The organism is Candidatus Uabimicrobium amorphum, assembly GCF_009002475.1.
Classification (GTDB): Bacteria; Planctomycetota; Uabimicrobiia; order Uabimicrobiales; family Uabimicrobiaceae; genus Uabimicrobium; species Uabimicrobium amorphum.
Genome location: NZ_AP019860.1, coordinates 5300113 through 5317434, shown reverse-complemented (window position 1 = coordinate 5317434; position 17322 = coordinate 5300113). Strand labels below are relative to the sequence as shown.

At 40.5% G+C, this 17322-nt stretch carries 13 protein-coding genes and 1 tRNA gene; all 14 read left to right on the top strand.

Annotated features, from left to right (window positions below; genetic code table 11):
* Complete coding sequence (gene pyrH, locus UABAM_RS19270; RefSeq protein WP_151969633.1) at positions 1-732, top strand: UMP kinase; 732 nt, start codon at positions 1-3, stop codon at positions 730-732.
* 47 nt (positions 733-779) lie between these two features.
* Complete coding sequence (gene frr / locus UABAM_RS19265) at positions 780-1340, top strand: ribosome recycling factor (RefSeq protein ID WP_151969632.1); 561 nt, start codon at positions 780-782, stop codon at positions 1338-1340.
* A gap of 53 nt (positions 1341-1393) precedes the next feature.
* Positions 1394-1466: transfer RNA gene (locus tag UABAM_RS19260), tRNA-Lys, on the top strand.
* A gap of 105 nt (positions 1467-1571) precedes the next feature.
* Positions 1572-1967, top strand: coding sequence for a PEGA domain-containing protein (locus UABAM_RS19255; RefSeq protein WP_151969631.1), 396 nt, complete (start codon positions 1572-1574; stop codon positions 1965-1967).
* Positions 1968-1977: 10 nt separating this feature from the next.
* Complete coding sequence (locus UABAM_RS19250; RefSeq protein ID WP_151969630.1) at positions 1978-3576, top strand: tetratricopeptide repeat protein; 1599 nt, start codon at positions 1978-1980, stop codon at positions 3574-3576.
* A gap of 198 nt (positions 3577-3774) precedes the next feature.
* Positions 3775-5118: an efflux RND transporter periplasmic adaptor subunit gene (locus UABAM_RS19245; protein WP_173013430.1), complete on the top strand. Its 1344-nt coding sequence runs from the start codon at positions 3775-3777 to the stop codon at positions 5116-5118.
* Between the two features lie 213 nt (positions 5119-5331).
* Positions 5332-9114 (top strand): trifunctional MMPL family transporter/lysophospholipid acyltransferase/class I SAM-dependent methyltransferase, encoded by a 3783-nt coding sequence (locus UABAM_RS19240; RefSeq protein WP_151969628.1) that lies wholly within the window; start codon positions 5332-5334, stop codon positions 9112-9114.
* Entirely contained in the window at positions 9069-10580 is a 1512-nt protein-coding gene (locus tag UABAM_RS19235) for an amidohydrolase family protein (RefSeq protein ID WP_151969627.1), read from the top strand. The genes UABAM_RS19240 and UABAM_RS19235 overlap by 46 nt, the downstream gene beginning before the upstream one ends.
* The gene (locus UABAM_RS19230) at positions 10573-11349 is read left to right on the top strand and encodes an NUDIX domain-containing protein (RefSeq protein WP_173013429.1); all 777 of its coding nucleotides are present in this window, start codon (positions 10573-10575) and stop codon (positions 11347-11349) included. Before UABAM_RS19235 ends, UABAM_RS19230 begins: the two co-directional genes overlap by 8 nt.
* Positions 11346-12584, top strand: coding sequence for a serine/threonine protein kinase (locus tag UABAM_RS19225; protein ID WP_173013428.1), 1239 nt, complete (start codon positions 11346-11348; stop codon positions 12582-12584). The genes UABAM_RS19230 and UABAM_RS19225 overlap by 4 nt, the downstream gene beginning before the upstream one ends.
* A 122-nt stretch (positions 12585-12706) precedes the next feature.
* Positions 12707-12856, top strand: coding sequence for a tetratricopeptide repeat protein (locus UABAM_RS34235; protein WP_173013427.1), 150 nt, complete (start codon positions 12707-12709; stop codon positions 12854-12856).
* A 464-nt stretch (positions 12857-13320) separates the two neighbouring features.
* The gene (locus UABAM_RS19215) at positions 13321-15390 is read left to right on the top strand and encodes a prolyl oligopeptidase family serine peptidase (protein WP_151969624.1); all 2070 of its coding nucleotides are present in this window, start codon (positions 13321-13323) and stop codon (positions 15388-15390) included.
* 308 nt (positions 15391-15698) lie between these two features.
* The gene (locus UABAM_RS19210) at positions 15699-16238 is read left to right on the top strand and encodes a GNAT family N-acetyltransferase (RefSeq protein ID WP_151969623.1); all 540 of its coding nucleotides are present in this window, start codon (positions 15699-15701) and stop codon (positions 16236-16238) included.
* 226 nt (positions 16239-16464) lie between these two features.
* On the top strand, positions 16465-17244 hold the full coding sequence (locus UABAM_RS19205; protein WP_151969622.1) for a hypothetical protein: 780 nt from the start codon (positions 16465-16467) through the stop codon (positions 17242-17244).
* Positions 17245-17322 lie beyond the last annotated feature (78 nt).

The following is a 17322-nucleotide window of genomic DNA, read 5'->3' as shown; positions in this document are numbered from 1 at the left end:
ATGGAAGGTTCCTCCTCCAATAAACCGTATCAAAGAATTTTGCTAAAAATTAGTGGTGAGAGTTTTGGAAAAAACAATCCCTTTGAAATGACATGGATCCATAACATAGCAGAGGAAATAAAACAAGCCCATCTTGCCAACAAAGAAATAGGTATAGTTGTTGGAGGGGGGAACATCGTGAGAGGCTCCGAACTCATAAAACATGGAATAAAGCGTCCTATTGGTGATTATATGGGCATGTTGGCAACCGTAATCAACGCTCTCGCATTGCAAGATATTTTGAGCGATTTAGATGTAGAAGCGGTGATCATGACAGCACGTGAAATAGAAGGGGTGGGCGAAGCATACCACTACCAAAACTGCCTACAGCACTTAAACAGTGGTAAAGTTCTTATTTTTGCAGAAGGAACGGGAAGCCCTTACTTTACGACAGACACTGCCGCAGCCTTAAAGGCAGCAGAAATTGGCGCTGAAGTCTTCTTTAAAGCCACAAAAGTAGATGGAGTCTTCGATAAAGACCCCGTAACCAATCCGGAAGCACGTAAATTTGAATCTTTGTCTTACGAAGATGTGCTTCTCAATCGTTATAGAGTAATGGATTCTACGGCAATTGCTTTTTGCTTAGACAACAACTTACCCATTTTAATTTTCAACCTCACCAAAAAAGGAAATTTTTTGCGAGCTTCTTTGGGTGAAAATGTTGGAACTGTGATAAAAGGTTCAGAGGCGTAAAACAAGTTTTACCTATATCAACTATAAAATATTGATAGGATCAAAAAATGTCATACGAAGAAATACTACTAGAAACAGAAGAGAAAATGGAAAAAGCAGCCACTGTTTTTTCTGATGAGTTAAAAGGAATTAGAACTGGTAGAGCAACACCAGGGCTCATAGAGAATATTCGCGCCGATTACTATGGTTCACCTACACCTCTAAAGCAAATGGCGAGTATTTCGGTTCCTGAGCCAAGAATGCTGGTTGTAAAACCTTTTGATGTTTCCGTCATTAAAAGTATCGAAAAAGCGATTCTCAAAAGCGATTTGGGTATGACACCAAACAGCGACGGCAAGATATTGCGTTTACAAGTACCTGCTTTGTCAGAAGAAAGACGTAAACAAATTGTCAATCAAGTAAAAGATCTTGCCGAAAAAGCGAAGATTTCTATACGAAATATCCGCCGAGATTCAAATCGTCAGGCCGATCAGCTAGAAAAAAAATCAGAAATTTCTGAAGACGACTGCAAATCCCTAAAAGACGAAATACAAGAACTTACGAAGAAATTTGAAGACAAAGTCAATGAGTATTTCGACAAAAAACAGAAAGAAATTTTAGAAAAATAAAAAAAAGGTATTGACTTTCAAAAAATAAGTATTATACTCTTAAAACACAACTGGGGGGCGTAGCTCAGTTGGTAGAGCAACAGCCTTTTAAGCTGGTGGTCGAAGGTTCAAATCCTTCCGCCCTCACAAATTAGCTCCACATCTAATGTGGAGCTTTTTTTATGTCAATTTAAATTCTCTTATATTCCATTTGAATGAAGAGTAAATTCATCCTCCTGTTGGAGGCTTATCATGCCAAAAACAATACCACTAATAGTATTTATCACCATCTTTATGACAAGTTGTTGTGTAAAGCGCTATATCAGCGTCAAATCCGACCCACCTAATGCCATCGTCTTTCTCGACGGAAAGAAGCACGGAAAAACTCCCACAAAAATTCCTTTTGATTTTTATGGCACGCGCGAAATTACCTTGATAAAAAAAGGTTATCACATCGCAACGCATCTGGAGAATATCCCAACACCACTTTATCAAAGATTTCCGATAGACCTTTTTGTCGAGTTTCTCGTACCAGTTCCTGTAATAGATCAACACGATTTTTTCTACACTCTAAAACCATATACTCCCGCAAATACACAACAAAAACAATTATTGCTTGAAAGAGCTCAACAACACGAAAAACAATGAGGGTAGTTTTATGAAATTAAAAATGAGTTGCTGGCTGACAATCATCATGTGCTTCACATTTTCCGACACCCATGAAAACTGGTTGGCCCAAGGGAAAAAATACATCACAAACAAACAATACACGAAGGCTGTGGAGTGTTTTCGAGAAATTACACAACAAACGCCCGATCACTTCGATGCAAACTATCACTTGTTTGAGTGCTACGTACAGCTGTCACAAAATAAAAAGGCCATTCTCCATCTGCAAAAAGCTTGTGCAAAACAACCGAGTTACAACCTTTACTGGAAGCTCGGCAATTTTGCCGAAAAATCTCGCGATGACATAAGTGCTGAAAAAGCTTATCGAAATTGTTTGCTGTACGGCAACAACCCTTTGGCATATCGTCGTCTATCGATCGTTTTAGATGCACAGGGTAAACAACAAGAGGCGTGGAAGTACCGCGTCCAAGGTGTAGAGTTGGAACTTCCCAAGGTCAGAGGTTTTTCTTTTAAGAAACACACGCCCGCAGGCGTAAAAAACCGTCAACAGCTGCAAAAGTTTTTAATGACAGAATTGGATAAGGAGCTATCAGCAAAAGATGCGGAAACATACATGCTCACCTTGTTGGCTTTTGATATGATTCCAAAACCTCTCGACATAAAATCTTTGTACATATCTCTCCTTACCGAGCAGGTAGGTGGATTTTACAATCCCGAAACAAAAAAACTTTATTTGATCGCGGAAAACAAACAACCTTCTATTTGGGAACAGTGGTTTCCATTAACGCGAAACGATGCCAACGACCGTATGGTCCTGGCTCACGAAATGACGCACGCCATCCAGGATCAGTACTTTGACCTTATTGCTTTACAAAAAAAAGCCAAAAGCGATGATGATATGAGCCTAGCTCTCACCTCTCTCATCGAAGGTGATGCCACTATTGCGATGCTAGACTACAATCAATGGCCAAAAAGAGTAAAACCCGAGGACGGACCTGCTTTTCGCGCTACTTTTCAATTTATGACGTTTCTCATGCCATTTATGGGCGGTGATCAACTATCTAAGTGTCCACGAATTATGCGCGAAGGTTTGATGTTTCCCTACATGGACGGTTTCTTCTTTTGTTTGCACCTACGACAATCTTCGTTGTGGAAACAAATTGATGCGGCGTATTTAAATCCACCAAAGTCCAGCGAACAGATACTACACCCTCGTAAATACGGTATTGATGAGCCACTGGATTTCGTTATTGACCACAGCGAACTCGAAACTTCGCATTGGAAAGTTCGCGCCAGCAATGTCATGGGAGAGTTCGGCATCCGTTGTTTTCTTCAAGACTTGAAGATAGATAACTACGAAAAAGTTGCTGCAGGATGGGGTGGAGACCGCTATTTTCTCATGCAAAATTCGCAAGACAAAACAACAGCTCTCGTATGGCTTACCGTCTGGGACCACGACAACGATGCCGTAGAATTTTTACAAGCATTCGAGAAAATAAATAGCAAAAGCCAAAAATTTGCTACAATATATAGAGAGAAGTTTGTTTTTGTCACAAAAAATATCACACCACAAATACAAGCTTCGCTGCAAAAAATAATACAAAAACAAAATAATACAAAAACAAAATAATACAAAACGAGAAAGTGTTCTCTAGAACTACAAAACTCCTTTAACTGTGTCATCCCTGACTTGATCAGGGATCCAGGCGTCTCCGAGTCAATTTTCTATTGTGGATTCCTGCTTTCGCAGGAATGACACTTCGAGTATAAACGGTTATTCTAGTACATAACACAAAATACCAACTCAAAAATGATGGATAAAAAAACTATGTCTAGATTTACACACATTTCACTCTTAATTCTGTTAATTCTGTGTGTTGCCTGTACCGAGCAAACATCTAATCCCGAGAAGGACAACACACAACAACAAAAACAAGAACAGCCAGTGGAGGTAGGACAACCTGTACATATAGATCCAGTAAAAACGGGAACCATATCTTCCTATTTAATTTCTAGCGGTACAATAGAATCAAATAAAACTGTAGAAATTTTTCCCAAAGTATCTGGGTATGTCACCGAGGTCTTGTGTAAAGAAGGTGAATTTGTCAAAAAAGGCCAGCCACTAGTGAAACTCGATCCACGTGAATGGGAAATCGTCGTCTTACAGGCGCGAATGGATATAACAGAGTTAAAACAGCAACAAAAACAAGAGAAACTCAACATCGAGACGTTGCGCAAAAAAATACAGCAGGCACAGCTCAATATCTCGGAATTAGAAGAACAAATGAAACAGGTCAAGCTTGATCAAACAAAAACGAAAAAAGATCTAGATCGCGGCAAAGAAAGTTATCAGCAAAATATTATCTCTGAAGGAGATTTGGAAAATAACCGTTACAATTACCAAAAAAGTCTCCTAGCGGAAAACTCATTGACAGTGCAAATTAAACGTTCCAAAGTGGCAAAGGAAGAAGCCGAATTAGAATTGACCAAAGCAAACAGTGCTATTCAAAATATCCAAGTAAGTATTCGCAAAGCAGAAAAAGTAACTCTACGCGATGCTCTTTTAAAGCTAAGCTACGCGACAATTACCGCTCCTTTTTCCGGGGTACTTATTGAGCAGGCCGTTACCGAAGGACAACTCATTGGAACGTCAGCAAAAATATTCACCCTAGTCGACTTGAAAAAACTGATACTGGTGTTAAACATACCAGAACGCGAGTTGACCTTACTCAAGGAAAAGCAAAAAGTAATTCTCCGCAGTGAAAACTTTCCCGATATGGTTGCAGAAGGACGCGTAGAGTCGATTTCTCCCGTCGTCAATAACCAAACAGGCACCGTGGCTGTAAAAGTCGCTGTACGTCCAGACAAGAGCATTCTACGTCCAGGTATTTTTGTACAGGCATCCATTGTTCTACAACACAAAACATCTGTCGTCGTTATTCCGCGTGCTCCCATACTCTACGACAATAACCGTTCATTTGTATATGTTGTTAATGATGAAAACAAAGCACAAAAGAAATTTGTCGAACTTGGTATTCGCGAAGGAGATCAAGTGGAAGTACTCTCAGGAGTAGAGCAAGACGAAAAACTTATTGTAAGCGGTCACCACATCGTAGAAGATAAACAACTTGTAGAAATCATTGAACGTGAAGAAAATCTAGAAAGTAACTAGGGTGTATCATCATTTAGTGTATGGGAATAATAGATATCACTAAAATATGGCTCCAAAAAAAATTTCGAGCCCGAAGCTCTTGTTTTTGAGTTTTTATCTACTTGATGAACATCAGATGTTCACAATTGAAGTTGTTCATCTTATCTCTTTTAGAAGATTTTTGGAAACGGGCTCGGGCTCGAAAAAACTTTGAATGATGACAGGCCTAAACACATGAAAAAAATTCTCAAGAGTATCGCAGCAATCCTACTGTGCATTTTTTTTATACTCAGCATAGTGGGATTCACGAAATTAAATCTAAACACCAACGTTTTCGCCTTACTTCCTGAAACTCCAGGAATCAAAAATCTAAAAAAATACAATGCGGTATTTGCCTCTTTAGAAAAATTCTCTTTTTCTGTGGTGAGTCAACAACACGACTTAGAAACTTTGTTTAGCGCATCAGAATACGCCGCTGCCGCTCTCAACAAACACCCTTTTTTCCGTGGAGCATCTCACCAATTTAGTTTACTATCGGCATCAGAAGTAAAAGAATTTTATGACAAACAATTGCCCAATCTCTTGTCTGAAGACGATTTACAAAAAATAGATACCTCCTCACAATTTATCAACTCTCGCATAGAGCAAATTTTCGAGCAGCTCGTAGAAATAGGTCCTGCGCCAGCGGAAATTCGCAGCGATCCATTACAATTTTCGCATGTATTCTGGCGTAAATTACAACTTGGTAATTTAAATAGCAAAATAGTACGTGGTGCTGTGGTTGCAAAAGATGAAAAAGCATTGCTGCTAAATGTTCCCAGTAGCGAAATGCGCATTTCAAATGAGAAAGCGCAACAACTGTGGACATTTCTCTACGATTTACAACAAAGCGTCGCCACAAAATTTTCGGGAATTTCATTAGTGATTATCGGTGGCAAACGCGTCATGCTAGACAACACATCCGCGATCTGGCGCGACGCGCAACTCACCTCTTCTCTAGCCACGGCGGCTCTGGCTATTCTGATGCTGCTTACATTGAAAAATTTTATATTATTTCCCCTACTGTTTATCCCTGTTGTCTTCGGTATCTTTGTGGGCATTGGCATCAGCAGTCTGTTTGCTCCACAACTTTCTTTAATCACATTAGGGCTCGGCGCAGTGCTTATTGGTGTCAGTGTCGACTACGTCATTCACTATTTAGTGCATTTTGAAAATGCCCCGCAACAATTTAAAATATTTAAGCCCATGAGTTTCGCAGCTTTTTCCACATGCGGTGCTCTTTCTTTTCTATTTTTTTCCGACTTCCCCGTACATCAAGAAACGGCATGGTTCGTCGCCACGGGTATTTTCAGCAGCTTTTTGTTTGTGGTCATTGTATTTCCCACAATGTGCAACAAACTTCGCAAAACAAAACGCGAGCGCTCAATAGTGGACCTTCCAAAAATTTTGCACCGTAAGGAGAGTTTGCTCACCAGTATTGCATGTGTATTGCTTTCCCTATTTTTCACAATCGCTGCGCTGTATTACATTTTCGAATTACAATTTGTCGCCAACTTAGAACAATTCAACTACACAAAACCGCAAACGAAACAAAACGAAGACACCTTTTTCTCGATTTGGGGAAATCAAAAAGGAAAAATTGCCGTCGTGGTACATGCTCCCACGTTAGAGGAAGCGCTCCTCAAAAACGATGCACTACACAACAATCTCCATAAAGTTCGTGAAGTGAGTGTCTTGACCAAAACTTTTCATCTACTGCCTTCTCTCGCACGCATGCAAAAAAATCACGAAGCATGGAAACGTCACTGGACAGACGAAAAACAACAAAGACTCTCGCGTTTATTTACAGAGACTTGTAAAGAGTACGGTTTTTCTCAGAGAGCTTTTTCGCCATTTTTTGAATCTCTACATAAACCAAATGCGCCACAACAAATCGCACCACTACTCGAAAACAAGGTATTTGCTCAATTTCTTGCGCATGGTGTACAGCAACATAATAACAAGTGGTACATACAAAACATCGTACAGATGACCTCGGATGAGGCTTTAAAAAAATTGCAACAGCACCTAAATGATCCCGCGATTTTTATTGTACACCGACGACAGATACTTAGTGAAGTAAGTGAAATTCTACTGAATTGGGCGTGGACAGCGATCATTGTCATTGGTATATACATTTGCGTATTATTTTTCGCCTATTTTGTTCACATTGAACTTGTGATCATTGGGCTAATGCCTCTGGCTCTCAGCCTGTTGTGGATTTTTGGGGCCATGGGATATTTTGGCATACCGCTCAACTTGTTCAGCGTACTGCTCATCGTTTTTGTACTTGGTCTTGGTGTTGACTACTCTACTTTCTTGGTGACGTCTTATGTGGAGGAAATTGGAACACAAAACGCCCTCCTTCCCACGACGCGAAGTGCCATTTTACTATCGGCAATGACAACGCTAATTGCCTTTGGCGTACTCATTATCGCCGAACATCCCGCATTAAAGAGTCTAGGTTTTTGCGTATTATTTGCGATGAGTGCCGTACTGTTTAACACCGCGTTTCTCGCACCTATTGTTCTGCGTTATTTTATTCCACCACAACGCAAGTCACACCCAGTGCGTCTGATTACCGCCCTCAATAGCCTCTTTTGTTTTATTCTGTATTTTGGCGGCATTTTACTCCTTACATTGGTAATTTTTCCGGTAGTTGCCGTAGTAGAAAAGATCTTTCGCTACGACACACGACGCTTTTGTCTATATCTCATTGAAATCATTAACCGCAATATTATGTATTTGTCTATTGGTAGCAAGATACATTTTGACAATTTCCCCAAAGATATGCGCGGTTACATTGTGGTGGTCAATCACACCAATACAGTAGATATTCCACTGTTTAACGGCATGCCATTTACCAAGGTAACGATGGTCAAGTGGTTTTGGAAATACCCACTTGTCAATTTCATGCTCAAAAAAGCTGGTTTCTTGCGTGCCCCTTCGCCACAAGATAAATTTCATGCCCATGAGTGGGAACAAGAATGCCGCGAATTACTAAACCAGGGATACAATATTTTATTTTTTCCCGAAGGAACACGTGCAAAAAGTTTTAAAATGAGTCGTTTCCGCATGGGAGCATTCCGCTTGGCGACATCGACAAAAGCCCCGGTTTTACCCGTGTGTTTCCATGGAACAAGATGGGTGATGGACCGCAAGAGATTCGTAGTTCGCGACTGCACTCTCTATGCCAGTGCACTTCCCGCCATTACCGCAGAAACGGAAATATACCAACAAGGACCACGTCCTCTGGCGCGCCATGTGAAAAAATTGCTGCTCGAAGAATACGAACGTTTGTCAGAAAAAGAGTTTGCCAGTAAAGTACAAATAAATCTCATCCGCGATTGTTACCGCTATATAGACTCGTTCTTTGATGTATATTTGAATTTCAAATTAAAACTTGATCGCAACTATACACAAGTTGTCACTCATATTCCACGTAGTGGCAAAATACTAGATCTTGGGTGTGGCATAGGCTTTTTAAGTCAACTAATGGTATACTCTGCGGAAAATCGTCAAGTTTGGGGGGTGGATTACTCCGCCAAAAAAATCGACATCGCCAATAGAAGTCGCATTAGTTACACCAAAGATTCACTAAACTTCATCCAAGCAGACATCAGCAAAAATCTCCACGAGCATTTTTCCCACAACTTTTTTGATGCGGTGTTATGCTGTGATGTCTTACATTATTTAAATGAAAAAAATCAGCGGCAACTCATCGTTTCCATTTTTGACTACTTACAACCCAAAGGGACGTTAGTCATTCGCCAAGATATCAGTGAAAAAGGCATTTGCCGACGCGCCAAATTTGAAAAATGGGCAAAAAAAATCGGTTTCAATCACTTCAGTGAAAGTGTACTTTTTTATCCGCAACAAAGTGATTTACAGGAAATGTTACAGCAAGCAGGCTTTCAATTGGTGGAATCAAAATGTCAAATACCCGGACAAATAACCATTACCGCACAAAAAACATAGTATACGTTTCTCGCGAGCAGCAAATTTGGACAGGTCAACGCGGCGAAAACGCACGCGTAGAGTGTCTCGCGATTGATCCCCAAGGAAAAGTTTGTTTTTGTGGAACGCAACAAAGCTACACCGAAAAATTTGCTTCTCCTGCAGAAATACACGAAGTACAAGGAAGTATAACTGCAGGAGGCATTGATGCGCACAACCATTTTTGGTTTGCCTTACTCGGTGATATCCCCTGTGTTTCCCACTTGCAAAATGCACAACAACTAGGTGAATTTCTACAAACCTACGCGCAAACTTGCCCACACGACATCGTTTTCATTTGCAACGTTAACAATACTCACGAAATATCGCAAACACTACTCGATTCATGTCCCAAACCCGTCGTAGCAATACACCGTTCTTTTCATAAAGCGTATTTAAACAAAAAAGCACAGCGACTTTCGCAAATAACGCAAATTCCACAACAAGATATCATCAACAACTGGCAGGTAAAAAACTGTGCGATGCACTTACTGCGCAGTGAAGTATTTGCCGAAGAGTATTTGCAAAAAGCGATCGTCAACTTTGCCAAGAAATTACTACAGCAAGGTATTGTGTGTATACACGACATGTTTATCTACGACGTAAACTTTCTGCCGATGATACAAAAGATCCCCATACCTTATCGTTTGTATGCGTCGCGCAACGAACTACAAAAACGTCCTGACGTACAACAATATTTTACGGGAGTGAAGTCATTCATCGATGGTGCCATAGGAACACAAACCGCTAAATTTCACGACAACTATGCCAACACGTCACAAAACGGTATTTTTTACTCTAGTATAGAACAGTTATTAGAGGACATAGATTTTGCCATAGAAAACAGCCTCCAAACCTCATGCCACGGTATAGGATCTTTGGGTATAGAGAGAATTCTCGACGTTTATGAAATGCGCAAAGATAGTTTAATAAAGCCACGGCTCGAACACTTTGAGTGTCCCACAGAAAGAGATATAGACCGTTTACACCACATAGGTGGAATTGCTTGTCTACAACCCAACTTTTCACAGGATAGTTATGATTACGCTACGATACTAGGAGAGCGTCGAAAAATCATCAACCCATTTCGTCAGCTAATCGACAAACAAGTGCCTTTCGCTACCGGATCAGATGGCATGCCGAGTGGATTGCGCGAATGCTTGCTGTGGTCTATTAAACCACGCTATGAAGAGCAAAGAATGACATTACAAGAAGCCATGCACTATTCCACGGTGGCCACAACGCAATTGGCGGATCATGAAGCGGGTTTATGTGTCGGTAATGACGCCAATTTTGTGTACTTCTCTAAGCCTTTAGATGAGCTACATAACTACCCGAATGAACGCATTACTTCAAACTGGACAGAATTACGACAGCAGTTAGATGAATTGCTACCCATCTCAGGCATTTATTTACAAGGAAAATGTGTGGGAGATAACGATGAATAAAAGCGTCACAAAATGCTTTTTTGATATGGCGGAAGGTAATAGCAACCGCGTATTGAGTGTTCCACCGCGGTATCGCTGGGAAATAATCGATGCGAAAAAAACACTGATCGCCGACTTTCCCGCTTATCGTGATTTATTTAACGGTGGGTATAATTTACCGTTAGCCCACGCGACTTTTTGCCCATTAAAGGAAAGCGAAAGCGTAACGCCTTTGATCGTAAAGCCTGCGGTTACTGCTTTGGTCACCAATGCGTCACAAACAAAATTTGTTCTCACCAAACGCAGCAATAAATTGCGGTTATTCCCCAATATGTGGGTGTTTCCCGGTGGAAAAATAGATGATGGCGAGAACTGGCGCGAAGGTGTTTTACGTGAGATGCAAGAAGAGATAGGTTTAACAAGCGATATGATCGGAAAAATAACACCTATCGGCTTTTGGGAATCGATATTTCCGATACATCGCCGTTTAGGAGAGCCACAAGCGTGTAATGTGGTGTTATATGTTAAATTACAACTACAAAGCGATTGGAAACCAACACTACAAGCGACAGAAGTTTCCGGGATGAGCTGGATGGAGTTAGACCATCTACAAGAACTATTGTCCCAAGATGCAAATCGTAGTGAAATTCAAATGGAAAAGTTTTGTGGTGGGAAAATCAGCGTACCTTTAGATGAATTTGAATGCAAATTGACAGAGCATCATGGTATTACGGAAGGAACATTGTTTGCCTTGGTCGAGGCCTTTTCTTTACAGAAAGAGTTATCATGATGAACGATAAAAAAAGCAATACACAGCAAACATTGGTGGGATTTTCCAGCATATTTAGCTCACTGAATGCCACCGTGACAAACGAAAGTTTTGAACGTGAAACACAACTCCACGAGGATCGCTATGAGGTTATTGAAAAAATTGGTAGTGGTGGCATGGGCAGTGTATGGAAAATTTATGATCGCGACCTACAACGCCATGTCGCGGTAAAGCAAGTCGGCAACCACAAAGAAGGCGACAACTACACTGCACGACTACTCAAAGAGGCACAACTCACCGCACAACTAGAACACCCCAATATTGTTCCCATATACGATGTCGAGGTAAATGAAGACCAACAACTTTTGTATACCATGCGCCTTGTCGAAGGTGTTTCCTTAAAAAAAATACTCGATGGTTTACGCAACAAAGATCTGGAAATTTCCAAGGCATGGTCATTAACGCGTTTACTGCGTGTTTTTATCAATGTGGCCCAAGGAGTTTCTCTTGCGCATACACGCGAAATTTTACACCGCGACCTCAAACCAGACAATATTATGCTCGGAAAATTTGGACAAGTCCTTGTCGTGGATTGGGGACTTGCCATTTATTTGCAGCAACAAAACGAAAAAAAAGATAATGATATTTCGGGAACGCTGCATTATATGTCACCAGAGCAACTCGACGGCGAACAAAACCTACAACCACAATCCGACATTTATTCATTGGGCGTCATATTATACGAAATGGTAGCTTTAGAGCGCCCCATAGAAAGCAATCAACCTGCAGAAATTATGTTTAAAACCATTCAAGGTAACTTACGCCCCATAGAAGAGATCGTTCCATGTGTTCCTGCGGAACTCAAAGCAATTATCGACAAATGTTTGCAGCTTTCCGCAAGCGAACGCTACAAAAACGCACAACAACTAGTAGAAGATATAGAGCTATTTCTAGATGATCAAAATCTAAAATACGCTCAGGTTCCCTTTTGCGACAAAATTTTAGGGATTTACACAAAGAAGGGTTTTAACATTCAACAATTGGTGGTGATAGATTTGAAATTCATGTGCTGGGGCGCTTCGATGTTGGCGATATTTGTGTGCATGCTGTTTCCCGTGATTACGCGTTTTGGTTGGTTGGCTCTGACATTGGCAATCATATTTTTTATGCGCCCTATGTTCAAAATGCTGACGGCGCAAAAGACACAAAGATATAGTTGGCATGGGAATAATATTTCCCAAGAGAAAAATGCATAGTAGTATGAACAATGCCGCGATCAACCTAAAGGAAATGGAACAATACGAAAAGTCTATCGACTACTCTAACAGGCGTGTGAAATGGCAGAAAAATAAATGATTCACTTGAAACAGCTCGTACTTTGAATAATTTAGGCAACATCGCCAAAGAACAACAACAATTTTATGAGGCAAAAGAATACTACCAACAAGCGCAAGAGTTTGCGGAGTCAGCGTATAATTCAAAGTTTCTTGCAGCTGGATACCCTCAATCGAGCACAAACTCGTTCTAGCGCAAGAAATTTTAACGGAGTATAAAACTCTCATCGCAATGAGAGTTTCACAAAAAAAACTTAAAGTAACAACCAGAAAAGACTTAAAAACAAAAATGCAAAAAAAAATACACCTTTAATACCCATTAATTTCACCCTGTTATATTACCCCTTTTTATTTTTTCCATTAAAAATTGATAATATTTATCAAAAAATCATTATTCACGTTTAGAGCAGAAATATTGTGGAAACGTTTATCTATCTGAATTTGAGGGAACGGGCTGACACTAGGTCAGCCCCTACAACGCACTTTGTGATAGATTTATGTCCATTATGCGATTTTTTTGTGGGTGTCCTTGTCATTGATTCAAATTCGTTTCAATATTTCTATAAGTTGTGTTATTCTTAAGGGCAATTTATGCGTTGTGGAGTGACGTTAATCAAAGCCTCCACCAAATGTAACATAAAAACATAAAGGACAATCCATGAATGTAATCAAATTTTTATGTTTCTCCATTATTTTTCTACATCTCGTTCTCATTGCCGATGAGGACCCTTATCAATGGTTAGAAGAAGTAGATGGCGAAAAGGCCCTCAAATGGGTTACTGCTCAGAATGAAGAAACTACCGCTCATTTGAAGAAAAACGAGCAGTTTAAAACGATATACGACAAAGTTCTTGGTATTTACAACTCCAAGGAGCGCCTTAAGTATCCTTCAATTACTGGGGATCATTTGTACAACTTTTGGCAAGACGCCAACAACAAAAAAGGCTTATGGCGACGTACTAAACTTGAGAGCTACCTCAGTGCAGAGACTAAGTGGGAAATATTGCTGGACGTCGATAAATTGGCGGCAGCGGAAAAGGTCAGTTGGGTATTTAAAGGTGCGGTAGGTTGTGCGCCGCAGTTTACGCGTTACATGATCCGTTTATCTCGCGGTGGTGGTGACGCAGTGGTCATGCGCGAATTTGATTTAGAGAAGAAGGAATTCGTCAAGGACGGCTTTCGTCTCCCTGAGGCAAAGGGTTCTGTTGCATGGGCCGATCAAGACACCTTAATCGTTTCCACCAATTTCGGTGAAGGGACTACAACGACTTCGGGGTATCCAAATATCGTGAAAGTTTGGAAACGCGGACAAAAGTTATCCGAAGCGAAAACGGTCTTCACTGGTGAAACTACGGACGTGGGAACATGGGGAAGTGTCATGGAAACGCCACAGAGAAACTATCAAGTTATTGTGCGCGCCAAAACTTTCTATACCTATGAAACACACTTTATTGAAAATGAAAAAACCGTCAAAATTGATCTGCCAGAAGACGCGGAAGTGAATACCATTTTTCAAAATAAACTGCTTGTGCAACTTAAATCCGATTGGAAATTGGGCGATGCTACTTACAGGCAAGGGTCATTGATTGCGATGGATTACGATAACGCAATAAAAGGCAAAATGGAAGTAGAGGTCATTGCCGTTCCTACTGAACGTTCTAGTATTTCTTCGTTGGCCACTACCAAAGATTATGTGTTGGTTGGAACTTTAGAAAACGTACGTGGTAAGTTACACAAGTATTTTATCAAAGACGACAAATGGCACAATGAACGCATTGATGCGCCTGATTACGGGAGCATTCGCGTGGTGAGTACGAGTGCGTTTAAGGACTTTTTCTTTTACACCTACGAAAATTTTCTGACACCAGCATCATTGTACCTCATGTCGGGTGACAAGAACACCAAGATGAAAAGTCTACCGCAGTTTTTTCCTGGCGAAAATTTTGTGGTCAATCAACTAGAAGCGACTTCTAAAGATGGTACAAAAATTCCCTACTTTATCGTACATGGCAAAGACGCCAAGAAAGATGGTAGCAATCCAACTTTGTTGTACGGTTATGGTGGATTTGAAATTTCACTTCGCCCGTCATATTCGGCAACCGTTGGTAGTGTTTGGTTACAAAACGGTGGTATTTACGTCCTAGCGAATATTCGCGGCGGAGGTGAGTTTGGTCCGAAGTGGCATCGCGCCGCCTTGAAGGAAAATCGTCAACGCGCCTATGATGATTTTATTGCGATTGCCGAAGATTTGATTGCAAAAAAATATACCTCTGCACAACATTTGGGCATCATGGGGGGAAGTAATGGTGGTCTACTCGTCGGAGCAGTGTTCACTCAACGCCCTGATTTATTTAACGCCGTAGTTTGTCGCGTACCACTTTTAGACATGAAGCGTTTCAACAAACTACTCGCAGGAGCAAGTTGGATGGGAGAATACGGAAACCCTGACAAGCCAGAGGAGTGGAAGTACATCAAAAAATACTCTCCATACCACAACCTATCTGCAGACAAAAAATACCCGCATGTATATTTCAATACCTCCACACGCGATGACCGCGTACACCCCGCGCACGCACGTAAGATGGTGGCGAAAATGAAGGACATGGGACACAAAGTTTACTACTACGAAAATACCGAGGGTGGCCATGCTGCGGCAGCTGATAACGAACAGCGCGCTTTCAGCAGTGCACTCACCTATTGTTATTTACTACAACAATTGAAGAAGTAGTACTTTCTACAGAAGCTGTGAAAACGGCTTCTGTATATTTTCCCATCGTTTAGGAGTAAAAATGAGCTCTTTTGTTATTCTGTGTTTATGTAGCATTGTTATCTTAGTAACATTTTTACCTTTTTTCAAAAAACCGTATAGTAGAATAGGTCGGGGAACCTATGCCTTTTACATTTAACCAGATTTTCTATTGTACAAATGACACTTATGCGGATTAGGTAAGCCACACTTTTTGTAAAAACACATATACAAATTTTTTATTGCCTGTGGCTTATTGCCCGCCGAAAAAAATATTAAAAGGACCTAAGATGCCTATTTCGATTGTACGTAAAGAGGAAGATCAACTAACACTCGATGAAAATGCACAAATCGCCACTCTACTCGACGAATGTTTCCCCGATACCTTTAGCGGTCGTACATACTTTAAACAACTACCTACGTTTCGCTTTGTCGCGGTACAACAAAATAAAATTGTTGGCCATGTTGGAGTAGTGTATCGCATGATACGCCTCGGACAAAAACCACAGCGTATTTTTGGTGTTGTCGATCTATGCGTTGCCAATTCCCATCGACGCCATGCCCTGGGACAAAAACTAATGGAAGCGATCACTTGTGCCGCACAAAAAGCTCATACTGACTTTGTTGTTCTTTTTGCCGACGATCATCGTTTATACAAGCGCCTTGGCTTTTCTTTACAAGCCAACCCATGTACTTACATGGCCATTGATGAACACCAAACACTAGGTATTCACAACAAAGTTTTCAAAGATTGCTTGATGATAAAAGCCATAGGCAAATCCCCGTGGCTACCAGATGTTGAAATGGATATGCTAGGATGGCTTTTTTGAGTTTTAATACGGCATCACGCTTTTGATTCGTGGCTCAAAAACGTTAATCCGTCAGTATTTGAGAGAACGAGCAAGAAAAACAACCAGAACTTACGACTTGTGCTAGTTAAAATTGTCATAGAACTTTGTACTTTTACCTCGAACTATTATCTTTTGTTTTTTATGATTAGTTTCCGATAAAATTAGATTATATCAAAATACTAGATCTAAAATAAAAGGGGAACACATGTACAAATTTTTCATTGTAGTTTTCATCACCTGTGGCTTGTTACTCGCCGAAGAAAAGCCTTCATTTGCTAAAAAAATCGAAAAACTCACTACATCAACATGGACAGTCGAAATAAATTTCCCACATCAACTTATTGGTCCCATTGTCGGAGGCGGCGGATACCAAGGTCCTGAGCGCATCATGTCTGTGCACTTTAGTCCACAAAAAGGCTTTATCGCTATTTTTCACAACGGGGAAACCAAAACTAAACACACATGGTTGTGGAGAAAACAACGCAACACATTGCATTATCTCACGGAAACAAAAAAAACCAAAACAGGAGTTAAATTACTACTGCCGGAAAATATCAATACCTTAACACAAGTAAATGCGATCCTCAAAAAACACCATCCCCAAGTTTTCGAGTTTGTCACTGCAACAAAAATCTCCGCAGCCGGCGCTCGTAAAAGTAAAACAGTACCCATTACCTCGGTATTTCCGCATATTTTTATGCGCGATATCCAAAAGCAATTTACTGGTAAATTTTATCAAAACAATATGCACGAGGTTGTTTTTAGTAAAAAAGGGAAAACAACAGGTATATTCCACAATGCGCACAAAATACTTTACATCGATAAACGCGAACCAATTTTTGTTGTTGTTGGTGAAAAAAAGCACCAACATCTTCTTATTTGTATTTACAAATTCCAAGAAGAAAATCAAGTTGATATGAACAGTGATGAAATAGACAAAAACTTCGTAGATTTTGCCATAAAAACTTTGGAGGTCACCAAGTAGGTAAAGCAGAGAGGGATAAAAATTTTTGTGGTAGGAGTTTATCAATTTAGATTGGTGCCCGAAGGCACCAATCTGAAA